Raw genomic sequence first — 14765 nt, 5'->3', positions numbered from 1 at the left:
CCCGGTGTGAAGGGACTGCTGCTGCGGCTGTCCGCGCTGGACGCGGACGCCGCCACCGCCGTACGGGTCATCGCGCACTTCGAGGCACTGCTCGGCGGGGGTCTCGATCCGTCGTCGCTGGCCCGGTCGACGGCGGGGCTGGCCGGGTGCCCGGCCGGCCTCGAACTGCCCGACGGCCGGTCGGCGCGGTCCGGGCCGGACGGCGGGGCCCTGGCCGGCGCTCCGGCCCGGGTCTCCGGCCGGGTCGACCTGGAGCCCGTGGGGCGGGTGTGGCTGGAACGGCCGGGCACGCCGGGGCCTTTCGACGAGCTGGTGCTGGAGTGGATGGCGATCACGGCACGGGTGCTCGCCGGCCGTCCCCGGCCGGGCCGGGCGCCGCGGGCGGTCGATCCGGCGCTGGTGGAGCTGGTGCTGTCCGGGCGCGAGGACGCGCCCGACCGGATCCGGGCGTTGCGGCTGCTGGGTCTTTCCCCGGCGGGTCCGCTGCGGGTGGTCGCGGTGGCGGGGCGTCCCGGGACGGACGTCGGACTGGAGGCCGTCGCGCTGCTGGGGCGCGGAGCGCCGGAGGGTGCGGTGCGGGTGGCCCGGGTCGGCGCGCTGGGGGTGGTGCTGGTGCAGCGTGCGGGCGGGCCCGGCATCGCGGCGGTCTCGCCGGCCGCGGAGCTGCGGACGGCCCTCGCCGCACGTCTGCGCGACCTGGCCGGCGGGGCCGGGGACGCCCCGGGCGTGCGGGTGACCGGCCGACCGGCCGCGTCCCGGCGGGGCACGCTGGTGTGCGTGCCGTACGGCGGCGGCAGCGCGGTCGTCTACCAGCCGGTCGCCGATCTGCTGCCCGACGGCTGGGAGCTGTGGTCGGTGGCGATACCGGGCCACGACGTCGGGGTGACCGAGGAGCACCTCCCGTTCGGCGTGCTGGCGGCGAAGCTCGCCGAGGAGATCGCCGAGCGGGTGGAGGGGCCGTTCGTCGTCTACGGGCACTGCGGTGTCGGCACGGCCCTGGCGGTGGCGACGGCGCGGCTGCTGGAGGCGTCGGGACGCGAGCCGGAGGCGGTGTACGCCGGGGCCCAGTTCCCCTTCGCCCGTCCCCGCAACCGCCTCCTCGCCGCGCTCAGCAGGATCGCCTCGCCGGAGGCGCTGCTGGGCGACCGGGTGTACGTCAACTGGCTGACCGGGATGGGTGTCGACACCTCCCGGCTCGACCGCGAGCAGGCCGCGTTCATCGTCGGCAACATGCGCCGCGACAGCCGTGCGGCGGAGGAGTGGTTCACCGGGGCGATCGCCGAGGTGGCCGCCGGCGCGCCGCGGCTGCGGGCTCCGCTGGTGTCCCTGGTGGGCGACCGGGACCCGGCCGCCGACTTCTACCAGGAGCGCTACCGGGAGTGGCTGCTGCTGGCCGAGCGGTCGGCGGTGGCGGTGATCGACCAGGGGGGCCACTTCTTCGTCAAGTACCGGGCGGCCGAGGTCGCCGAGGCGGTCACCTCCGTGCACCGGGCCGTGCTCGGCGGCACCACCGGCGACCTGCCCGGCCGGACGGCGGACGCGGCCTGGTGGTTCCACGCCGAGACCGGCGCGCCGGGCAAGGCCGCCACGGGGCAGCCGGCCCCCGGGCCGGCCTCCGGGCCCGCCGACATGTCTGCCGGCTCGCCGGGGGCCGCCGACCCGCCCGAGGCGACCGGCCCGGCGGGCGGCGGACGCGCCCCTGGCGGGGACGACTCCGGCGGACCGGAGCCCGGCATGGGGCGCTTCCTGACGGTCGCCTTCGGCCAGCTGGCCTCGATCATGGGCTCCGCGCTCACCGAGTTCGCGCTGCCGATCTGGATCCTGCTGGAGACCGGTTCGCTGGCGCGGTTCGCGCTCTACTCCGTCGTCGCGATGCTGCCCGGCATCCTGGTCGGGCCGCTCGCCGGGGCCGTGGTGGACCGTCACGACCGCCGCCGGGTGATGCTGCTCAGCGATGTGGCCGCCGGAGCCAGCCAGGTCGCGATGCTGGTGCTGCTCCTCACCGGACGGCTCGACTCCTGGTACCTGTACGTGCTGCTCGCCTCGCTGTCGATGGCTCTGACGTTCCAGCGGCTCGCGTACAGCTCGGCGGTGCCGCAGCTCGTGCCCAAGCGGTATCTCGGCCACGCCAACGGCATCGTCCAACTCGCCTTCGGCACGGCGCAGTTCGTCGCACCGCTGCTGGCGGTGGCGCTCATGTCGGGCATCGGGCTGCGGGGCGTGCTGATCCTGGACGTCGCGAGCTACGGGGTGGCGGTGGCCGTGCTGCTGTGCGTCCGGTTCCCGCGGACCATGCCGTGGCGCCGCCGGGAGCCGCTGGCCGAGGAGATCAGGCAGGGCTTCGCGTACACCTGGCGCCAGCGGGGCTTCCGTTCGATGCTGCTCTGGTTCGCCGCGCTGAACCTCTTCCTGTCCCCGCTCTTCCTGCTGGTCACGCCGCTGGTGCTGGCCTTCGACACGCTCGACGGGGCAGCGGGCGTGGCGATGGCGAGCGGGGCCGGCGCGCTCACCGGCGGCCTGCTCATGGGCCTGTGGGGAGGGCCCCGCAGGCACCGGCTGCGGGGGATGCTGGCGCTGACGGCCGTCTTCGCCCTGGCGGGCGCGGTCACCGGCCTGCGGGCGGACCTGTGGTGGATCGGTGCGGGCGCCTTCGGAATGGCCTGCGCCATCGCCCTGGTGAACGGCGTCTACTCCACGATCGTCCAGGTGAAGGTCCCGCAGCGGTTCCACGGCCGGGTCTTCGCGCTCAACACGATGATCGCCTGGTCCACGCTGCCGATCGGACACGGTCTCGTCGCGCCCCTGAGCGCCCGGGTCTTCGATCCGCTGCTGGCGCACGACGGTCCGCTCGCGGACAGTGTGGGGCAGGTCCTCGGCACCGGACCGGGGCGCGGCATCGGCCTGATGTATCTCCTGTTCTGCCTGGTCATGCTGGCGTTGGTGGTCTTCGCCCTGCGCTGGCCGGTGCTCGCCCGCTTCGACCGGGACGTGCCGGACGCCGAGCCGGACGACCTCGTCGGCCTGCGTGAGCGTGCCCGGGCTCTCGCGGCCGCCCGTGCGCACGCCGAGGACGGCGCCCCGGCCGTCGCTGCCGCAGGGGCGGGGGCGGACCGGTGACGGCCGTGCGGCGTCCGGCCGCGGTTCGTCCGCCCGGTTCGCTGATCGAACTCCTGGAACACCGGGCGGACCTCCACCCCGAGCGGCCGGCCCTGCACGACGACGGGCGGACGCTGGACTTCGGCACCTGGCGACGGCGGTCCGCGGCCCTCGCCGCGGGGCTGCTCGCCCGCGGTCTGCGGCCCGGTGACCCGGTGGCGCTGCGGTACCGGAGCACGGAGTGGACCGAGTACGCGGTCGCCTACTGCGGCGTCCAGTGGGCCGGCGGGATCGCCGTGCCGCTCTCGGACCGTCTCGCGCCGGCCGCCGCGGAGCACATCCTCGGCGACTGCCGGGCGGCCGGGGTGCTGCACGCCGCGGCCGGGCCGCCGCCCCGGCTGCCCGGTGGCGTGCGGGCGGACGGGTCCGCAGAGGTCGAGGCGGACGGCGCCGCCGCGGCGCGGCCCGCGCCGCCCGACCCGTCCGCGGACGCCCAGTACCTGTACACCTCCGGCACCACGGGACTGCCCAAGGGCGTCCGCGCCACCCACGCCAACCTCGTCCACGGCTGCACGCTGGACGAGCGGCGCAGGCCGCTGCGGCACTCCCGCACCTTCCTGCACGGGTTCCCGATCGGCACCAACGCCGGGCAGACCATGCTGGTCAACGCGCTGAACACGGCCGCGGCCGGTGTCGCGGTCCCGCATTTCACGCCGCTGCGCTTCGCCCGGCTGATCGAGGAGCACGGCGTGGGGAGCGTGTTCCTGGTGCCCGCGACCGCCATCGAACTGCTCGCGTCGCCCGCGCTGTCGCGCTGCGACCTGTCCTCGGTCCGGCTGGTCGGGTCCACCGCGGCCGCGCTGCCCCAGCCGGTGGCGCTGCGCCTGTCGCAGGTGTTCGACCGTGCGCAGATCGTCAACTACTACACCTCCACGGAGGCCGCGCCCGCGCAGGTCACCCTGCTCTACGACCCCCGCCGCCCGGATTCGCCGGGTCTGCCGGCGGCGCTCGACCAGTTGCGCATCACCGGACCGGACGGCCGGGTGCTGCCCGCGGGCGAGCCGGGTGAGATCTGGCTGCGGTCCTCCGCCCCGCCCCGCTCCTACCTGGGGCCGACCGCGTCCGACGCGGAGGTCTTCCAGGGCCGTTGGGTACGGATGGGGGACATCGGCGTCCTGGACGGCGACGGCTACCTCCACCTGCTGGACCGCGAGCGCGACGTCGTCAAGTCCGGTGCCCACAAGGTCTCCACCCTCCAGGTGGAGAACGCGCTCCACGCCCACCCGGGGGTCGCCGACGCCGCCGCCTTCGGTGTGCCGCACCCCGTGCTCGGCAGCGTGGTGGTGGCGGCGGTGGTGCCGTCGGACGACGCGCTGGACCCCGCGTCGCTGCGCGCGTTCCTGCTGGACCGGCTGGCCGCGCACGAACTGCCGGCCCGCTTCCTCTTCCGCGACGCGCTGCCCCGCAACGAGGGCGGCAAGGTCCTCAAACGTGAACTGCACCAGCTCCTCGACGGCGGGACGACATCATGACCCTGAGCATCCCCACCCCTCCCGCGCACCGCGCCGGTCCCGCTCCGGCCGTGCTCGGCGCCGCCCAGCACGGCGTGTGGGTCACCGAGCAGGCCCTGTCGGCCGGTTCGGCGTACCACCTGAGCCTGGCGCTGCACCTGCACGGCCCGCTGGACGCGGACGCGCTGGACACGGCGTGGGACCACGTCGTACGGGAGAACCCCGCCCTCGCGGCACGGATCGACGCCGACGGACCGCGGCTGCTGCCGGGCCCGGTGCCGGGGCTGCGGCGGGTGGACTGCTCCCCCGGCGAGCTGGCGGCCCTGCGCGCCGCGGAGACCGCCGCCGTGTTCGGCCCCGCCGCCGGTCTGGTGCGGGCCACCGTGTTCACCACCGGACCGGACCGCCATCTGCTGCTGCTGGTCGCCCACCACCTCGTCTTCGACGGCGAGTCCAAGGACGTGGTCGTCTCGGGCCTGTCCGCGGCATACCGGGCGGCGGTCGGCGGCACGCCCCGGACGCCGGAGCCGGCTCCGCTCGCAGCGGACGCGCCCGCGGCCCGCGAGGTGACGGCGGCCGCCGCGTTCTGGGCCGAGCGCTGGCGGGAGAGCGCGGCGCCCGTGCTGCCGGGTCTCCTCCCGACGCCCGGGGAGCCGGTCGCCCCCGCCCCCGGCGCCGCCGCGGGCCTGCGGCTCGACGGGGACGTCCACCGGCGCCTCGCCGACTGCGCCGGCGCGCTCGGCGTCACCCGCTTCGAACTCCTCGCGGCGGCCTGGCACGCCCTGCTGCTGCGCTACGGCAACCCCTCCCCCGCCACGGCCGTCGAGCTGTCGACCCGGGTCCCGGGTGCGCCCCGGCGCGCCGGGCTGCACGTCAACGAGCTGCCCCTGTTCACGCGTCCCCGGCAGCAGACGCCGTTCGCGGAGTTCGCCCGGGCGGTGCGCGCGGAGCTCCGCGCCGTCTACCGGCACCGGCCGGTGCCCCTGGGCCGCGCGGTGCGCGGACTGACCCCCCGTACGGCGCTGTGCCCGCTGGCTCTCGGCTACCGGCGGCGGGACGCCTCCGGGCCCGCCGACTTCGGGCCCGCGATCGCGGCGCGCACCGAGTGGACCGGCTTCGCGGGCACCGCGCGCAACATCGCCCACCTCCAGATGGTCGACGGCCCCGACGCCCTGGAGCTCAGCCTCCAGTACCGCACCGACGCCTTCGTCCCCGGCGCTCCCGAGCGTCTCCTGTCCCACTTCGCCACGCTGCTCGACGGGATCCCGGCCGCCCCGGACACCGCGATCGGTGATCTGCCGCTGCTGCCGCCCAGGGAGCGGGCCGCGCTGCTCGCCGACACCACGGCCGCACCGGTCACCGCGCGGACCGTGCCCGCCCTGTTCGCGGCGCGTGCCGCGGCGGCGCCGGACGACGTCGCGGTCGTCGACGGGAGCGAGCGGCTGACCTACGCCGAACTCGACGCGGAGGTGCGGTGGTTCGCCCACCGGCTGCGGGAGAGGGACGCGGGCCCCGGCTCGCTCGTCGGGATCGCGCTGCCCCGGTCGGCGGCCCAGCTGGTCGCCGTGCTCGGCACCCTCGCCGCCGGTGCCGCCTATCTGCCCCTCGACCCCGGCTACCCCGACGAGCGGCTGGAGTTCATCCGCGCGGACGCCCGGCCCCTCGTCGAGGTCACCGGCCCGGACGGGACAGGACTCGTCCCGGAGCCGTTCCGCTCCCGGCCCGGCCCGCCGCCGCCCGCCCCGGAACCGCCTGCTCCGGGCGACCCGGCGTACGTGCTGTACACGTCGGGCTCCACCGGCGTGCCGAAGGGCGTGGAGGTGCCCCACTCGGCGCTCACCAATCTGCTCACCGCACTGGGCGGGACGACGGGGGCGGGGCCGGGCGACCGCTGGCTGGGGCTCACCTCGCTGTCGTTCGACATCTCCGCCCTCGAGATCCTGCTGCCGCTCGTCACCGGTGGGCGGGTGGTCCTCGTGCCGGAGGAGGGCCACCGCGACGGCGCCGGACTCACCGCTCTGATCGAGCGCCACGGTCTCACCCACGTCCAGGCCACCCCCAGCGGCTGGCGGCTGATGCTCGCGGCGGGCCTGGACGCGCCGGGCCTCGTCGCCCTCAGCGGCGGGGAGGCGCTGCCCGCTCCGCTCGCCGCCGCGCTGCGTGCCGCCGTCGGACGGCTGGTCAACGTGTACGGGCCGACCGAGACGACGATCTGGTCCACGGCGGCCGAGATCGTCCCCGGCCGTCCCGTCACCATCGGCCGCCCGATCGCCAACACCCGGACATACGTGCTGGACGAGCGGATGCGGCCGCTGCCCGTCGGGCTGACCGGCGAGCTGTACATCGGGGGCGCCGGCGTCGCCCACGGCTACCGGGGGCGGCCCGGCCTGACCGCGGCGCGCTTCGTGCCCGACCCGTTCGGGCCGCCCGGCGGGCGCCTGTACCGCACGGGCGACCTCGTGCGGTCGCGGGCGGACGGGACGCTGGAGTACACGGGCCGTTCCGACAGCCAGGTCAAGATACGCGGGCACCGGATCGAGCTGGGCGAGATCGAGGCGGTGCTCGCCGCCGTCCCCGGGGTCGACGGTGCGGCGGTGGTGCTGTGCGAGGGGTCCGACGGGGCGGACGGCGAACCGGACCGCCTCGTCGCCTATGTGGTGCCCGCGGGGCGTGACGCGGCGCCCGGTACGGACGAGCTGCGGCGCCGTCTCGTCCGCACGCTGCCCGCTGCCGCCGTGCCCGGCGCCTTCGTCGTGCTCGACGCCCTGCCGCTCACCCCGAACGGCAAGCTCGACCGCGCGGCGCTGCCCGCGCCGCCGCGCACCCGCGAGACCCCGCCGGCCGGCGAGGCGCCCGCCCCGGCCGCCACCGCGGACGTGACCGGCCGGGTGCTCGCGATCTGGCGGCAGGTGCTGGAGCTGGACGATCTCGGCCCGGACGAGGACCTGTTCGACGTCGGCGGCCACTCGCTGACGATCACGTCCATCTCCGGCCGGATCCGCAAGGAGTTCGGCGTGAGCGTCCCCTTCGACGTCTTCTTCGACAGCCCCACCGCACACGGCGTCGCCGCGTGCGTGACCGACCTCATGGAGGAGAACCAGTGAGCACTGCAGGCCGCTACCAGGTGGTCGTCAACGACGAGGAGCAGCACGCCCTGTGGCCCGCCGACACGCCCCCGCCGGCGGGCTGGCTGCCGGACGGCTTCAGCGGCACCGAGGAGGAGTGCGCGGCCCACGTCGACGAGGTGTGGCCCGACATCAGGCCCCTGAGCCTGCGCCGCCGGCTCGCCGCCCGGGACGGGGCATGAGGACCGCGGGCACGGCGGACGCGCTGCGCGTCCGTCTCGCCGCCCTGGTCGAGGAGTCCACGGACGGGGCGGTCGGCGCCGGTGAGGCCCTCGCCTCCCGGGCGACGCTGACCGAGCTGGGGGTCACCTCGCTGGGCCTGCTGCGCCTGGCGGACGCGCTGGAGGAGGAGTTCGGCACCGTGCTGGACCTGGCCGACCCGTCCTTCTACCGCGAGGACCTGGACGGCCTGCTGGCGCGGGTGGCCGCCGCACCGGGCGCGGAGCGGCCGGGCGGCGGGGAGCCCGGTGGCGATCCGGGGTCCCGGGGCGCCGCGGACGGTGGCGGTCTCGGGGACGCCGGGGCCGGCGGGTCCCGTGGCTGACCCCGCGCCGGCCGGCGCGGGCCGGTCGTCGGCCGCGGTCCCGTTCGCGGGCGGCCGGGCCGGCAGCGCGCCGCTCACCTGGGGCCAGCGGGCGATCTGGAACGCGATCGTCCGGACCGCGCCCAACGACGTCTACTTCAACATCGCGCGGCTGCTGCCGCTCGGGGACCGGGGCCGGCCCGTCGGGCTCTCGCGGTTCACCGCGGCGGCCGCGGCTCTGATGGCCCGTCACGAGGCGCTGCGCACCCGCCTGGAGACCGCCGGCGAGTCGCCGCGGCAGGTCGTCGCGGACGCCGGGACGCTGGACGTCACCGTGCTGGAGGAGCCCGTGCCCGGCGCGGGCGCGGAGAGCGCGCGACGGCTGCTCGCGGCCCTGGCGGCACGCCGGTTCGACTACGAGCGGGAGTGGCCGCTGCGGCTGGGAGCGGTGTGCCACGAAGGGTCGGTGACCCACGCGGTGCTGGTCATGTGCCATGTGGCCACCGACGGGCAGGGTGCCGAGCAGGTCGTGCGCGACCTGCTCCTCCTGGTGCGCCGGGGGTCCGCCGGCCGGGCACCGCGCACCACGCCCCTCGACATCGCCGTGTGGCAGCACGGACCCGAGGGGGTGCGGCGCAGCGATCGGGCGCTGGCCGGCTGGGAGTCCTTCTACCGCGCCATGCCGCCGACGATGTTCCCCCAGCAGGTCGCGGAGCCGCTCGCGCCGCGGTTCCGGCGCGGCCGGCTGGTCTCCGGGGCGCTGGCCGCCGCGACCGACGCCCTGGCCGCCGAGCACCGGGTGAGCGGCTCCACGGTCCTGATGACGGGACTCGCGGCCCTCGCCGGGGCGGCCGGCGGGCACGGCGCCGCCGCGATGACGCCCATCGTCGCCAACCGGACCACGGACGACAGGCGGGGCCTGGTGGCGATGCTGTCGCAGGACGCACCGTTCCTGCTCGACCTGTCCGGCGGGGGACGGTTCACGGACCTGCTGCCCACGGCCTGGCGGGCGGCGATGGCGGGCTACCGGGCGGGCGCCTACGATCCCGTGGCCTGGGAGGCGCTGCGCGAGCGGGTCGGCTCCGAGCGCGGCACCCCGGTGCACCCGTACTGCTGCTACAACGACCAGCGGTTCGTCGAGCGCCCCCCGGGCCCGCGGCTCGGGCCCCGGGAGCTGCGGGAGGAGCAGCGGCGGTCGCGCTTCGGCTTCCCCGGCGCCGAGGAGCACCTGGGCTGCCGGTACTGCGTGCATGTGACCGAGGAGGAGGGCACGCCCGCCGTGACGCTGACCGCGGACACGGCGTATCTGCCGCCGGCGGCGATCCGGGGACATCTGATGGCGCTGGAGGAACTGCTCGTGGCCTCGGCGTGCGGCGACGCACCGGCGCTCGACGCCCTGCCGGGGCTGCTGGCCGAGAAGACCGGGAGTGCCACGGCCGCGTGACGGCAGGGCCGGGCCGGCGCCGGGCGCGTGCGGCGCCCCGGGACACCGGGCCTCGCGTCCGGGGCAGGCGCGGGCCGGCCTGATCCGGACGGAAGGCCCTAGACGCGTTCCAGCGGGCGGTGGGGGAAGGGCGGGGGCTCGACCTGGACGGAGTCGCCGGGGCGGACGGTACCGCCCCGGCGGACCACGGCCATCACGCCGGACTTGAAGGTGAACCCACCGGTCACGGGGTCCATGGTGAACACCTCACCGAGCAGCCCGCTGCGGAAGTCGTTGATCTTCGAGCACGGGTTGCGCAGGCCCGTCACCTCGAGCACGGCCTGCTCCCCGAGGTGGAGCAGGGCACCGGTGGACAGGCCCAGCAGGTCCACGCCGCGGGTGGTGATGTTCTCGCCCAGTTCGCCCGCGGACACCGCGAAACCCTTGGCGCGGAGTTCGGCGAAGAGCTCCTCGTGCATCAGGTGGACCTGGCGCAGGTTGGGCAGATCCGGCTCGTAGGTCATGCGGAACTGGTGGCGGATCGTCTCCCCGGCGTGCACGTCCCCTTCCACGCCGAGGCCCGTGAGGAGCGTGACGGAGTCACGGGTGGGCTTGCTGAAGGAATACGTCCCGTTGCGGCTCACCGCGGCGACCTGACCGGTCATCATGCCCTCCCACCTGCTGCGCCTCCCCGGCCGGTCGATCGTACAAGGCGCGCCCCGGGCTCCTCCTCCCCTCCCGCGTCCGGCATCCGGCGCGGCCGGGGGCGGAGTGAGCCGTCTCGGTGCGCACGGTGCACGCGACCGGGCACACAGCTGTCCTCGCACGCCGTTCCCGCACCCGCGCCGGGCGAGGCCCCCCGGGGAACATCTGCTCCCCTTCGCAATGTTTTGGGCGGTATGTGTGGGTAATAACGCCTGTGCGCCGGTCACGGTCATGGTGGGCCGGAGCATCCGTTCCGAGGAGTGTTCATGAGCAGGATCCGCGGCGGGATCAAAGTGATCCGCGGCATGAAGCAGGAGGCCGACGGCAAGGCGCTGATGGACGCCCGGCTGCGTACGGCGGGGCGGCGGCTGATCGATCAGGGCCGGTCCGAGATGCACGGGCAGCGCTCCGGCCCGGCCCGCCGGCGCTGACCGTCGCCCCGGGACCGCTGCGGCCGTCCGCCCGGCACCTGTGTGCCGCGGGGACCGGGGTGTGCCCGGGCGCGGCGGGGGGCGGTCGCGGCGATGAGTCCGCGGAGCCGGGCAGGTCTGTCTCCTGACGGAGACAACCGACGCGTCAGGAGACAGCGATGGGCCTCATCCACATCGAGATGTTCGCGACCCTCGACCTCGTCGGGCAGGCGCCCGGCGGCCCCGAGGAGGATCCGGCCGACTTCCCGTTCGGCGGCTGGCAGGCGCCCCTGCTGGACGAGGTGGCCGGGGCGCAGGTGGCCGCCGCTTACGAGGGCACGGACGCCCTGCTGCTCGGCCGGCGGACCTACGACATCTTCGCGGCCTACTGGCCGCACCAGGAGGGCGGCGAGGACGACGCGATCGCCACGCTCTTCAACCGCGTCCCGAAGTACGTGGCCTCCCGCGGCACGCCCGACCTGCCGTGGGACCGCTCCACGCAGCTGGGCCCGGATCTGGCCGGGGCGGTCCGCGAGATCCGCGACCGCCACGAGAACGTGAAGGTCGTCGGGAGCCTGAACCTCGTACAGAGCCTTCTGCGCGAGAAGCTCTTCGACCGCCTCGATCTCTGGCTGCACCCGATCGTGCTGGGCGTGGGCAAGAAGGTGTTCGACGGCGGCGCGGTGCCCACCAACATCACGCTCCTCGCGCCGCCGGCCGCCTCCCCGAGCGGCACCGTGTACCTGCGCTACGGACTCGCCGAGGGTGTTCCCGCCACGGGGGACATGGGCGCACCGGACCGCGGTGCCGCCAGCGCGGACTGACGCGGCTCCCGCCCCGGTCGGCGGGCGTTCCGGGGCGGGAGAGGCAGCACACGGGGTGCCGGGCGGATCAGCGACGTCCGCGCACCCGGCCGAGCAGGCTGCGGGCCTGGGCGCGCTTGCGGGGGTCGGCGGCGGCGCGTCGTGCCGACGCGATCGTCCGCTGCCCCTGGGGGCTGCGGGTGAACTGCGTGAGACGGGCGATCAGTCGTCCGGACATGGTTCCTCCTCGGTGCCGTGTACCGTCCGCCTACCCGGGGACGGCGCGAGGATGTCAGGGGCAGTCCACGTCCGGGCGGGGACCCTCCTTGACAGGCAAGTGTCCACTTGCCTATAACGGTGTCATGAGCGCCGAACCCGACCTGTTCAAGGCCCTCGGCGACGCGACGCGACGCATCATCCTCGACGAGCTGACCGAGCAGGACGGGCAGACGCTGTTCGAGATCTGCGGCCGGCTCACCATGAAGCACGGCCTCGCCTCGTCGCGTCAGGCCATATCCCAGCACCTCGCCGTCCTCGAACAGGCCGGCCTCGTGCACACCCGGCGACAGGGCCGGTACAAGTTCCACCACCTCGACACGGGCCCGCTGCGCTCGATCGTCGAACGGTGGCCGATCGACCGAGAGGAACCGAGTCCGTGATCCGGATCAACATCACCAGTGTGCTCGTCGACGACCAGGCGAAGGCCCTCGCCTTCTACACCGAGAAGCTCGGGTTCACCAAGAAGACCGACGTGCCGGCGGGTGACGCCCGCTGGCTCACCGTCGTCTCACCGGCCGACCCGGACGGTGTGGAGCTGCTGCTGGAGCCCGACGGCCACCCGGCCGCGGGCCCGTTCAAGCACGCGCTGGTCGAGGACGGCATCCCGTTCACCCAGTTCGCCGTCGACGACGTGTACGCCGAGGTCGAACGGCTCAAGGGCCTGGGCGTCGAGTTCACCCAGGAGGCGACGGACCTCGGGCCCGTCGTCACGGCCGTGCTGGACGACACCTGCGGCAACCTCATCCAGCTCGCCACCATGAAATAGCCCGCACGGGCCCGGACGTCGGGGGCGGCCGCGACCCCGGACGGCGGTCTCCCGCGCTCACCCATCGGAGCGACAACTGTTGCGTTAGGATGCCGGCACCCGTCACCGCACGTCGACCGACCGGATGGGGGACCGCGATGACAGACCCGTCGGCACCGGCGCCGGACCGCCGTCCGGGCGGCCGCACCGCACGGGTCCGCGCCCGGGTCCTCGACGCGGTGCGCGCCGAACTCACCGAGGGCGGCCACGAGGGCCTCACCATGGAAGGCGTCGCGACGCGCGCGGGAGTGCACCGCACCACGGTCTACCGGCGCTGGCGCGACGTGGGCGGGCTGCTCGCCGACGTCATCGACGCCGCCGGCGAGATCGACTGGCAGCCGCCGGACACCGGATCGCTGCACGGCGATCTGACGGCCCTCAACGAGGAGATCCAGGAGTCCCTGGTCGTCCAGCCGTCGTTCGCCGTCGCGCTGATGGCCGCCTCGTTCCACTCCGAGCAGGCCGCGCGGGCGCAGACGAAGCTGTGGGCGGACCGGTACGCCCAGTGCGAGGTGCTCGTCCGGCGCGCCGCCGAGCGGGGTGAACTCCCCTCGCGGCACACGGACGCACGCAGTCTGCTCATCGCCGCCACCGCGCCGCTCTACCACCAACTGGTGCTGCTGCGCACCGAACCCGACCCCCTGCTCCCCGAACGGGCCGCGGGGGCGGCGGTGTCGGCGGCCGCCGCGGGAGCCTTCTCCGTCCGCCGGGACGACGGCGCCTGATCGGCGTCCGCTATCGTGACTCGCCAGATCACCGTCACCGGCGCCACCAGGGGGGTCGCGCGGCAGTCGTGGACGTGCGCGGTGCGCACGCCGGTCCGGCAACGACCGGATCCTCGACGAGCAGGGGACGGCTCGAAAGGCGGCTGCGCTGTGTTCGTCCTGCTGATGTACGGCGCCGTGTTCGCCGCGTTGTTCTGGGCCGTCGCCGTGGTGGTGAAACTGATCTCGGTCGTCCTCCCCGGACGCCGGCCGGACTGGGCGAGGGACCTGCTGCTGTGGAGCGGGGGGATGTCGGCCGTCGCGGCCGTCATCGTCTACACGATCGGGCTCGGCCTCGTCCAGTGGGACGCGAGCGAAGCCGAGTCCGGCGCGGGATCCGCCCCCGCCGTCCCCTGCCGCTCCCTCCCGCCCGAGACACTCGGTCAACTCACCGGCCACGAACCGTCCTACGTCCCGCTGGGCTTCGACTGCCTGCTGCACGGCGGCCGCGTCGTCGCGGCCGACGGCCCCTACACCCTGCTCAACGCCCTGACCGCGGCCTTCGCCCTGACCGCGCTGCTCATGCTGATCGCGGTCGGGTTCCTGGACGAGTACCGGGCACGGACGGCCCCGCCGGAGGAGCGGACCCACGCCCCGCGGACAGCGCCCCCGGCCCCGAGGTAGCCGGAGGCCGCACCTGCCCACCCGGTGCGGGTGCCGCAGGCGCTCGGCGTCTGCGGTGACGACCCGGGGGGCGGCTCAGAAGGCGGGCAGGGACGGGTCGGGCGTCCAGGGGTCCGGTGCGGTGACGGCCCAGCGCTCGTGGTCGCGCCAGGCTCCGCCGATGTAGAGGTACGAGGGCGAGATGCCTTCGTAGCGGAAACCGAGCCGCTGGACCAGGGCGAGCGATGCCGTGTTCCCCGGCCGTATGTTGGCCTCCAGCCGGTGGAGCCGCAGCTCGGTGAAGGCGTACCGCACGGCGGCGGCGACCCCTTCGGTCATGTAACCGCGCCCCGCCGACGGGGCGAAGGCCGCATAGCCGAGGGACGCACCCTGGTAGCGGCCCCGGATGATCGAGTTGATGTTGACCGAGCCGGCGACCGCGTCGGTCTCCCGGACGCGCACCAGGAAGCCCTGGTTGGTGCCGTCGTCGAACCGGCGCATCCAGTTGCGGAACTCCTCCTTCGACGCGGGCAGTTGCATGTAGGGCCGGTGCAGCTCGGCGCTCGCTCGCACGAGCGCGCAGAACGCGTCCTGGTCGGAGAGGGTGAGCGGGTGCAGGTCGACCCGTGGCGGCGTGTTGGGCATGGGCCAACGGTAGGGCCTGCGGGCTGGGGACGGCCTTCGTCCCGGCGAACGGCCCTTCGGTGACTGGCGGCCT

At 75.3% G+C, this 14765-nt stretch carries 15 protein-coding genes; 12 read left to right on the top strand and 3 right to left on the bottom strand.

From position 1 onward, the window contains the following. The first annotated feature begins 6 nt into the window (after positions 1-6). The 6 genes from EAO77_RS28325 to EAO77_RS28300 are packed head-to-tail and all read left to right on the top strand — an operon-like array spanning position 7 to position 9699. Positions 7-3117, top strand: coding sequence for an MFS transporter (locus tag EAO77_RS28325; RefSeq protein WP_410088729.1), 3111 nt, complete (start codon positions 7-9; stop codon positions 3115-3117). Further along, positions 3114-4628 carry a class I adenylate-forming enzyme family protein gene (locus EAO77_RS28320; RefSeq protein WP_410088728.1) on the top strand — a complete coding sequence of 505 codons (1515 nt, stop codon included), beginning with the start codon at positions 3114-3116 and terminating at the stop codon, positions 4626-4628. Before EAO77_RS28325 ends, EAO77_RS28320 begins: the two co-directional genes overlap by 4 nt. After that, a complete protein-coding gene (locus EAO77_RS28315) occupies positions 4625-7711 on the top strand; it encodes a non-ribosomal peptide synthetase (protein WP_147991177.1) in 3087 nt (1028 codons plus the stop codon). Before EAO77_RS28320 ends, EAO77_RS28315 begins: the two co-directional genes overlap by 4 nt. Beyond that, positions 7708-7914: an MbtH family protein gene (locus tag EAO77_RS28310; protein ID WP_147991176.1), complete on the top strand. Its 207-nt coding sequence runs from the start codon at positions 7708-7710 to the stop codon at positions 7912-7914. Before EAO77_RS28315 ends, EAO77_RS28310 begins: the two co-directional genes overlap by 4 nt. Continuing rightward, positions 7911-8276 (top strand): acyl carrier protein, encoded by a 366-nt coding sequence (locus EAO77_RS28305; protein WP_147991175.1) that lies wholly within the window; start codon positions 7911-7913, stop codon positions 8274-8276. The genes EAO77_RS28310 and EAO77_RS28305 overlap by 4 nt, the downstream gene beginning before the upstream one ends. After that, positions 8269-9699, top strand: a complete 1431-nt coding sequence (locus EAO77_RS28300) for a condensation domain-containing protein (RefSeq protein WP_147991174.1) — start codon at positions 8269-8271, stop codon at positions 9697-9699. Before EAO77_RS28305 ends, EAO77_RS28300 begins: the two co-directional genes overlap by 8 nt. A 98-nt stretch (positions 9700-9797) precedes the next feature. Here EAO77_RS28300 and EAO77_RS28295 read toward each other — a convergent pair whose 3' ends face one another. Further along, positions 9798-10343: an MOSC domain-containing protein gene (locus EAO77_RS28295; protein WP_147991193.1), complete on the bottom strand. Its 546-nt coding sequence runs from the start codon at positions 10341-10343 to the stop codon at positions 9798-9800. Positions 10344-10649: 306 nt separating this feature from the next. On the opposite strand from EAO77_RS28295, the gene EAO77_RS38950 reads away from it, so the two are divergent. Together EAO77_RS38950 and EAO77_RS28290 are read left to right on the top strand one after the other, a co-directional pair. Continuing rightward, positions 10650-10814 (top strand): hypothetical protein, encoded by a 165-nt coding sequence (locus EAO77_RS38950; protein WP_187283453.1) that lies wholly within the window; start codon positions 10650-10652, stop codon positions 10812-10814. 158 nt (positions 10815-10972) lie between these two features. After that, the gene (locus EAO77_RS28290; protein ID WP_147991173.1) at positions 10973-11617 is read left to right on the top strand and encodes a dihydrofolate reductase family protein; all 645 of its coding nucleotides are present in this window, start codon (positions 10973-10975) and stop codon (positions 11615-11617) included. 67 nt (positions 11618-11684) lie between these two features. Here the strand turns inward: EAO77_RS28290 and EAO77_RS38945 are convergent, their stop codons facing one another. Next, positions 11685-11834, bottom strand: a complete 150-nt coding sequence (locus EAO77_RS38945) for a hypothetical protein (protein ID WP_187283452.1) — start codon at positions 11832-11834, stop codon at positions 11685-11687. 124 nt (positions 11835-11958) lie between these two features. Between EAO77_RS38945 and EAO77_RS28285 the strand changes: the two genes are divergently transcribed. From EAO77_RS28285 to EAO77_RS28270, 4 genes are all read left to right on the top strand, one after another. Continuing rightward, on the top strand, positions 11959-12255 hold the full coding sequence (locus tag EAO77_RS28285) for an ArsR/SmtB family transcription factor (RefSeq protein WP_147991172.1): 297 nt from the start codon (positions 11959-11961) through the stop codon (positions 12253-12255). Further along, the gene (locus EAO77_RS28280; RefSeq protein WP_187283457.1) at positions 12255-12641 is read left to right on the top strand and encodes a VOC family protein; all 387 of its coding nucleotides are present in this window, start codon (positions 12255-12257) and stop codon (positions 12639-12641) included. The genes EAO77_RS28285 and EAO77_RS28280 overlap by 1 nt, the downstream gene beginning before the upstream one ends. 137 nt (positions 12642-12778) lie before the next feature. Beyond that, positions 12779-13405: a TetR/AcrR family transcriptional regulator gene (locus tag EAO77_RS28275; protein ID WP_147991170.1), complete on the top strand. Its 627-nt coding sequence runs from the start codon at positions 12779-12781 to the stop codon at positions 13403-13405. A gap of 150 nt (positions 13406-13555) precedes the next feature. After that, the gene (locus tag EAO77_RS28270; protein WP_147991169.1) at positions 13556-14068 is read left to right on the top strand and encodes a hypothetical protein; all 513 of its coding nucleotides are present in this window, start codon (positions 13556-13558) and stop codon (positions 14066-14068) included. Between the two features lie 75 nt (positions 14069-14143). Here the strand turns inward: EAO77_RS28270 and EAO77_RS28265 are convergent, their stop codons facing one another. After that, the gene (locus EAO77_RS28265; protein WP_147991168.1) at positions 14144-14692 is read right to left on the bottom strand and encodes a GNAT family N-acetyltransferase; all 549 of its coding nucleotides are present in this window, start codon (positions 14690-14692) and stop codon (positions 14144-14146) included. Between the last annotated feature and the right edge of the window lie 73 nt (positions 14693-14765).

This window comes from Streptomyces sp. T39 (genome assembly GCF_008042045.1).
GTDB lineage: Bacteria > Actinomycetota > Actinomycetes > Streptomycetales > Streptomycetaceae > Streptomyces.
Note: the sequence above shows the minus strand (reverse complement) of the source record. Positions and strands in the feature narration are given on the sequence as shown.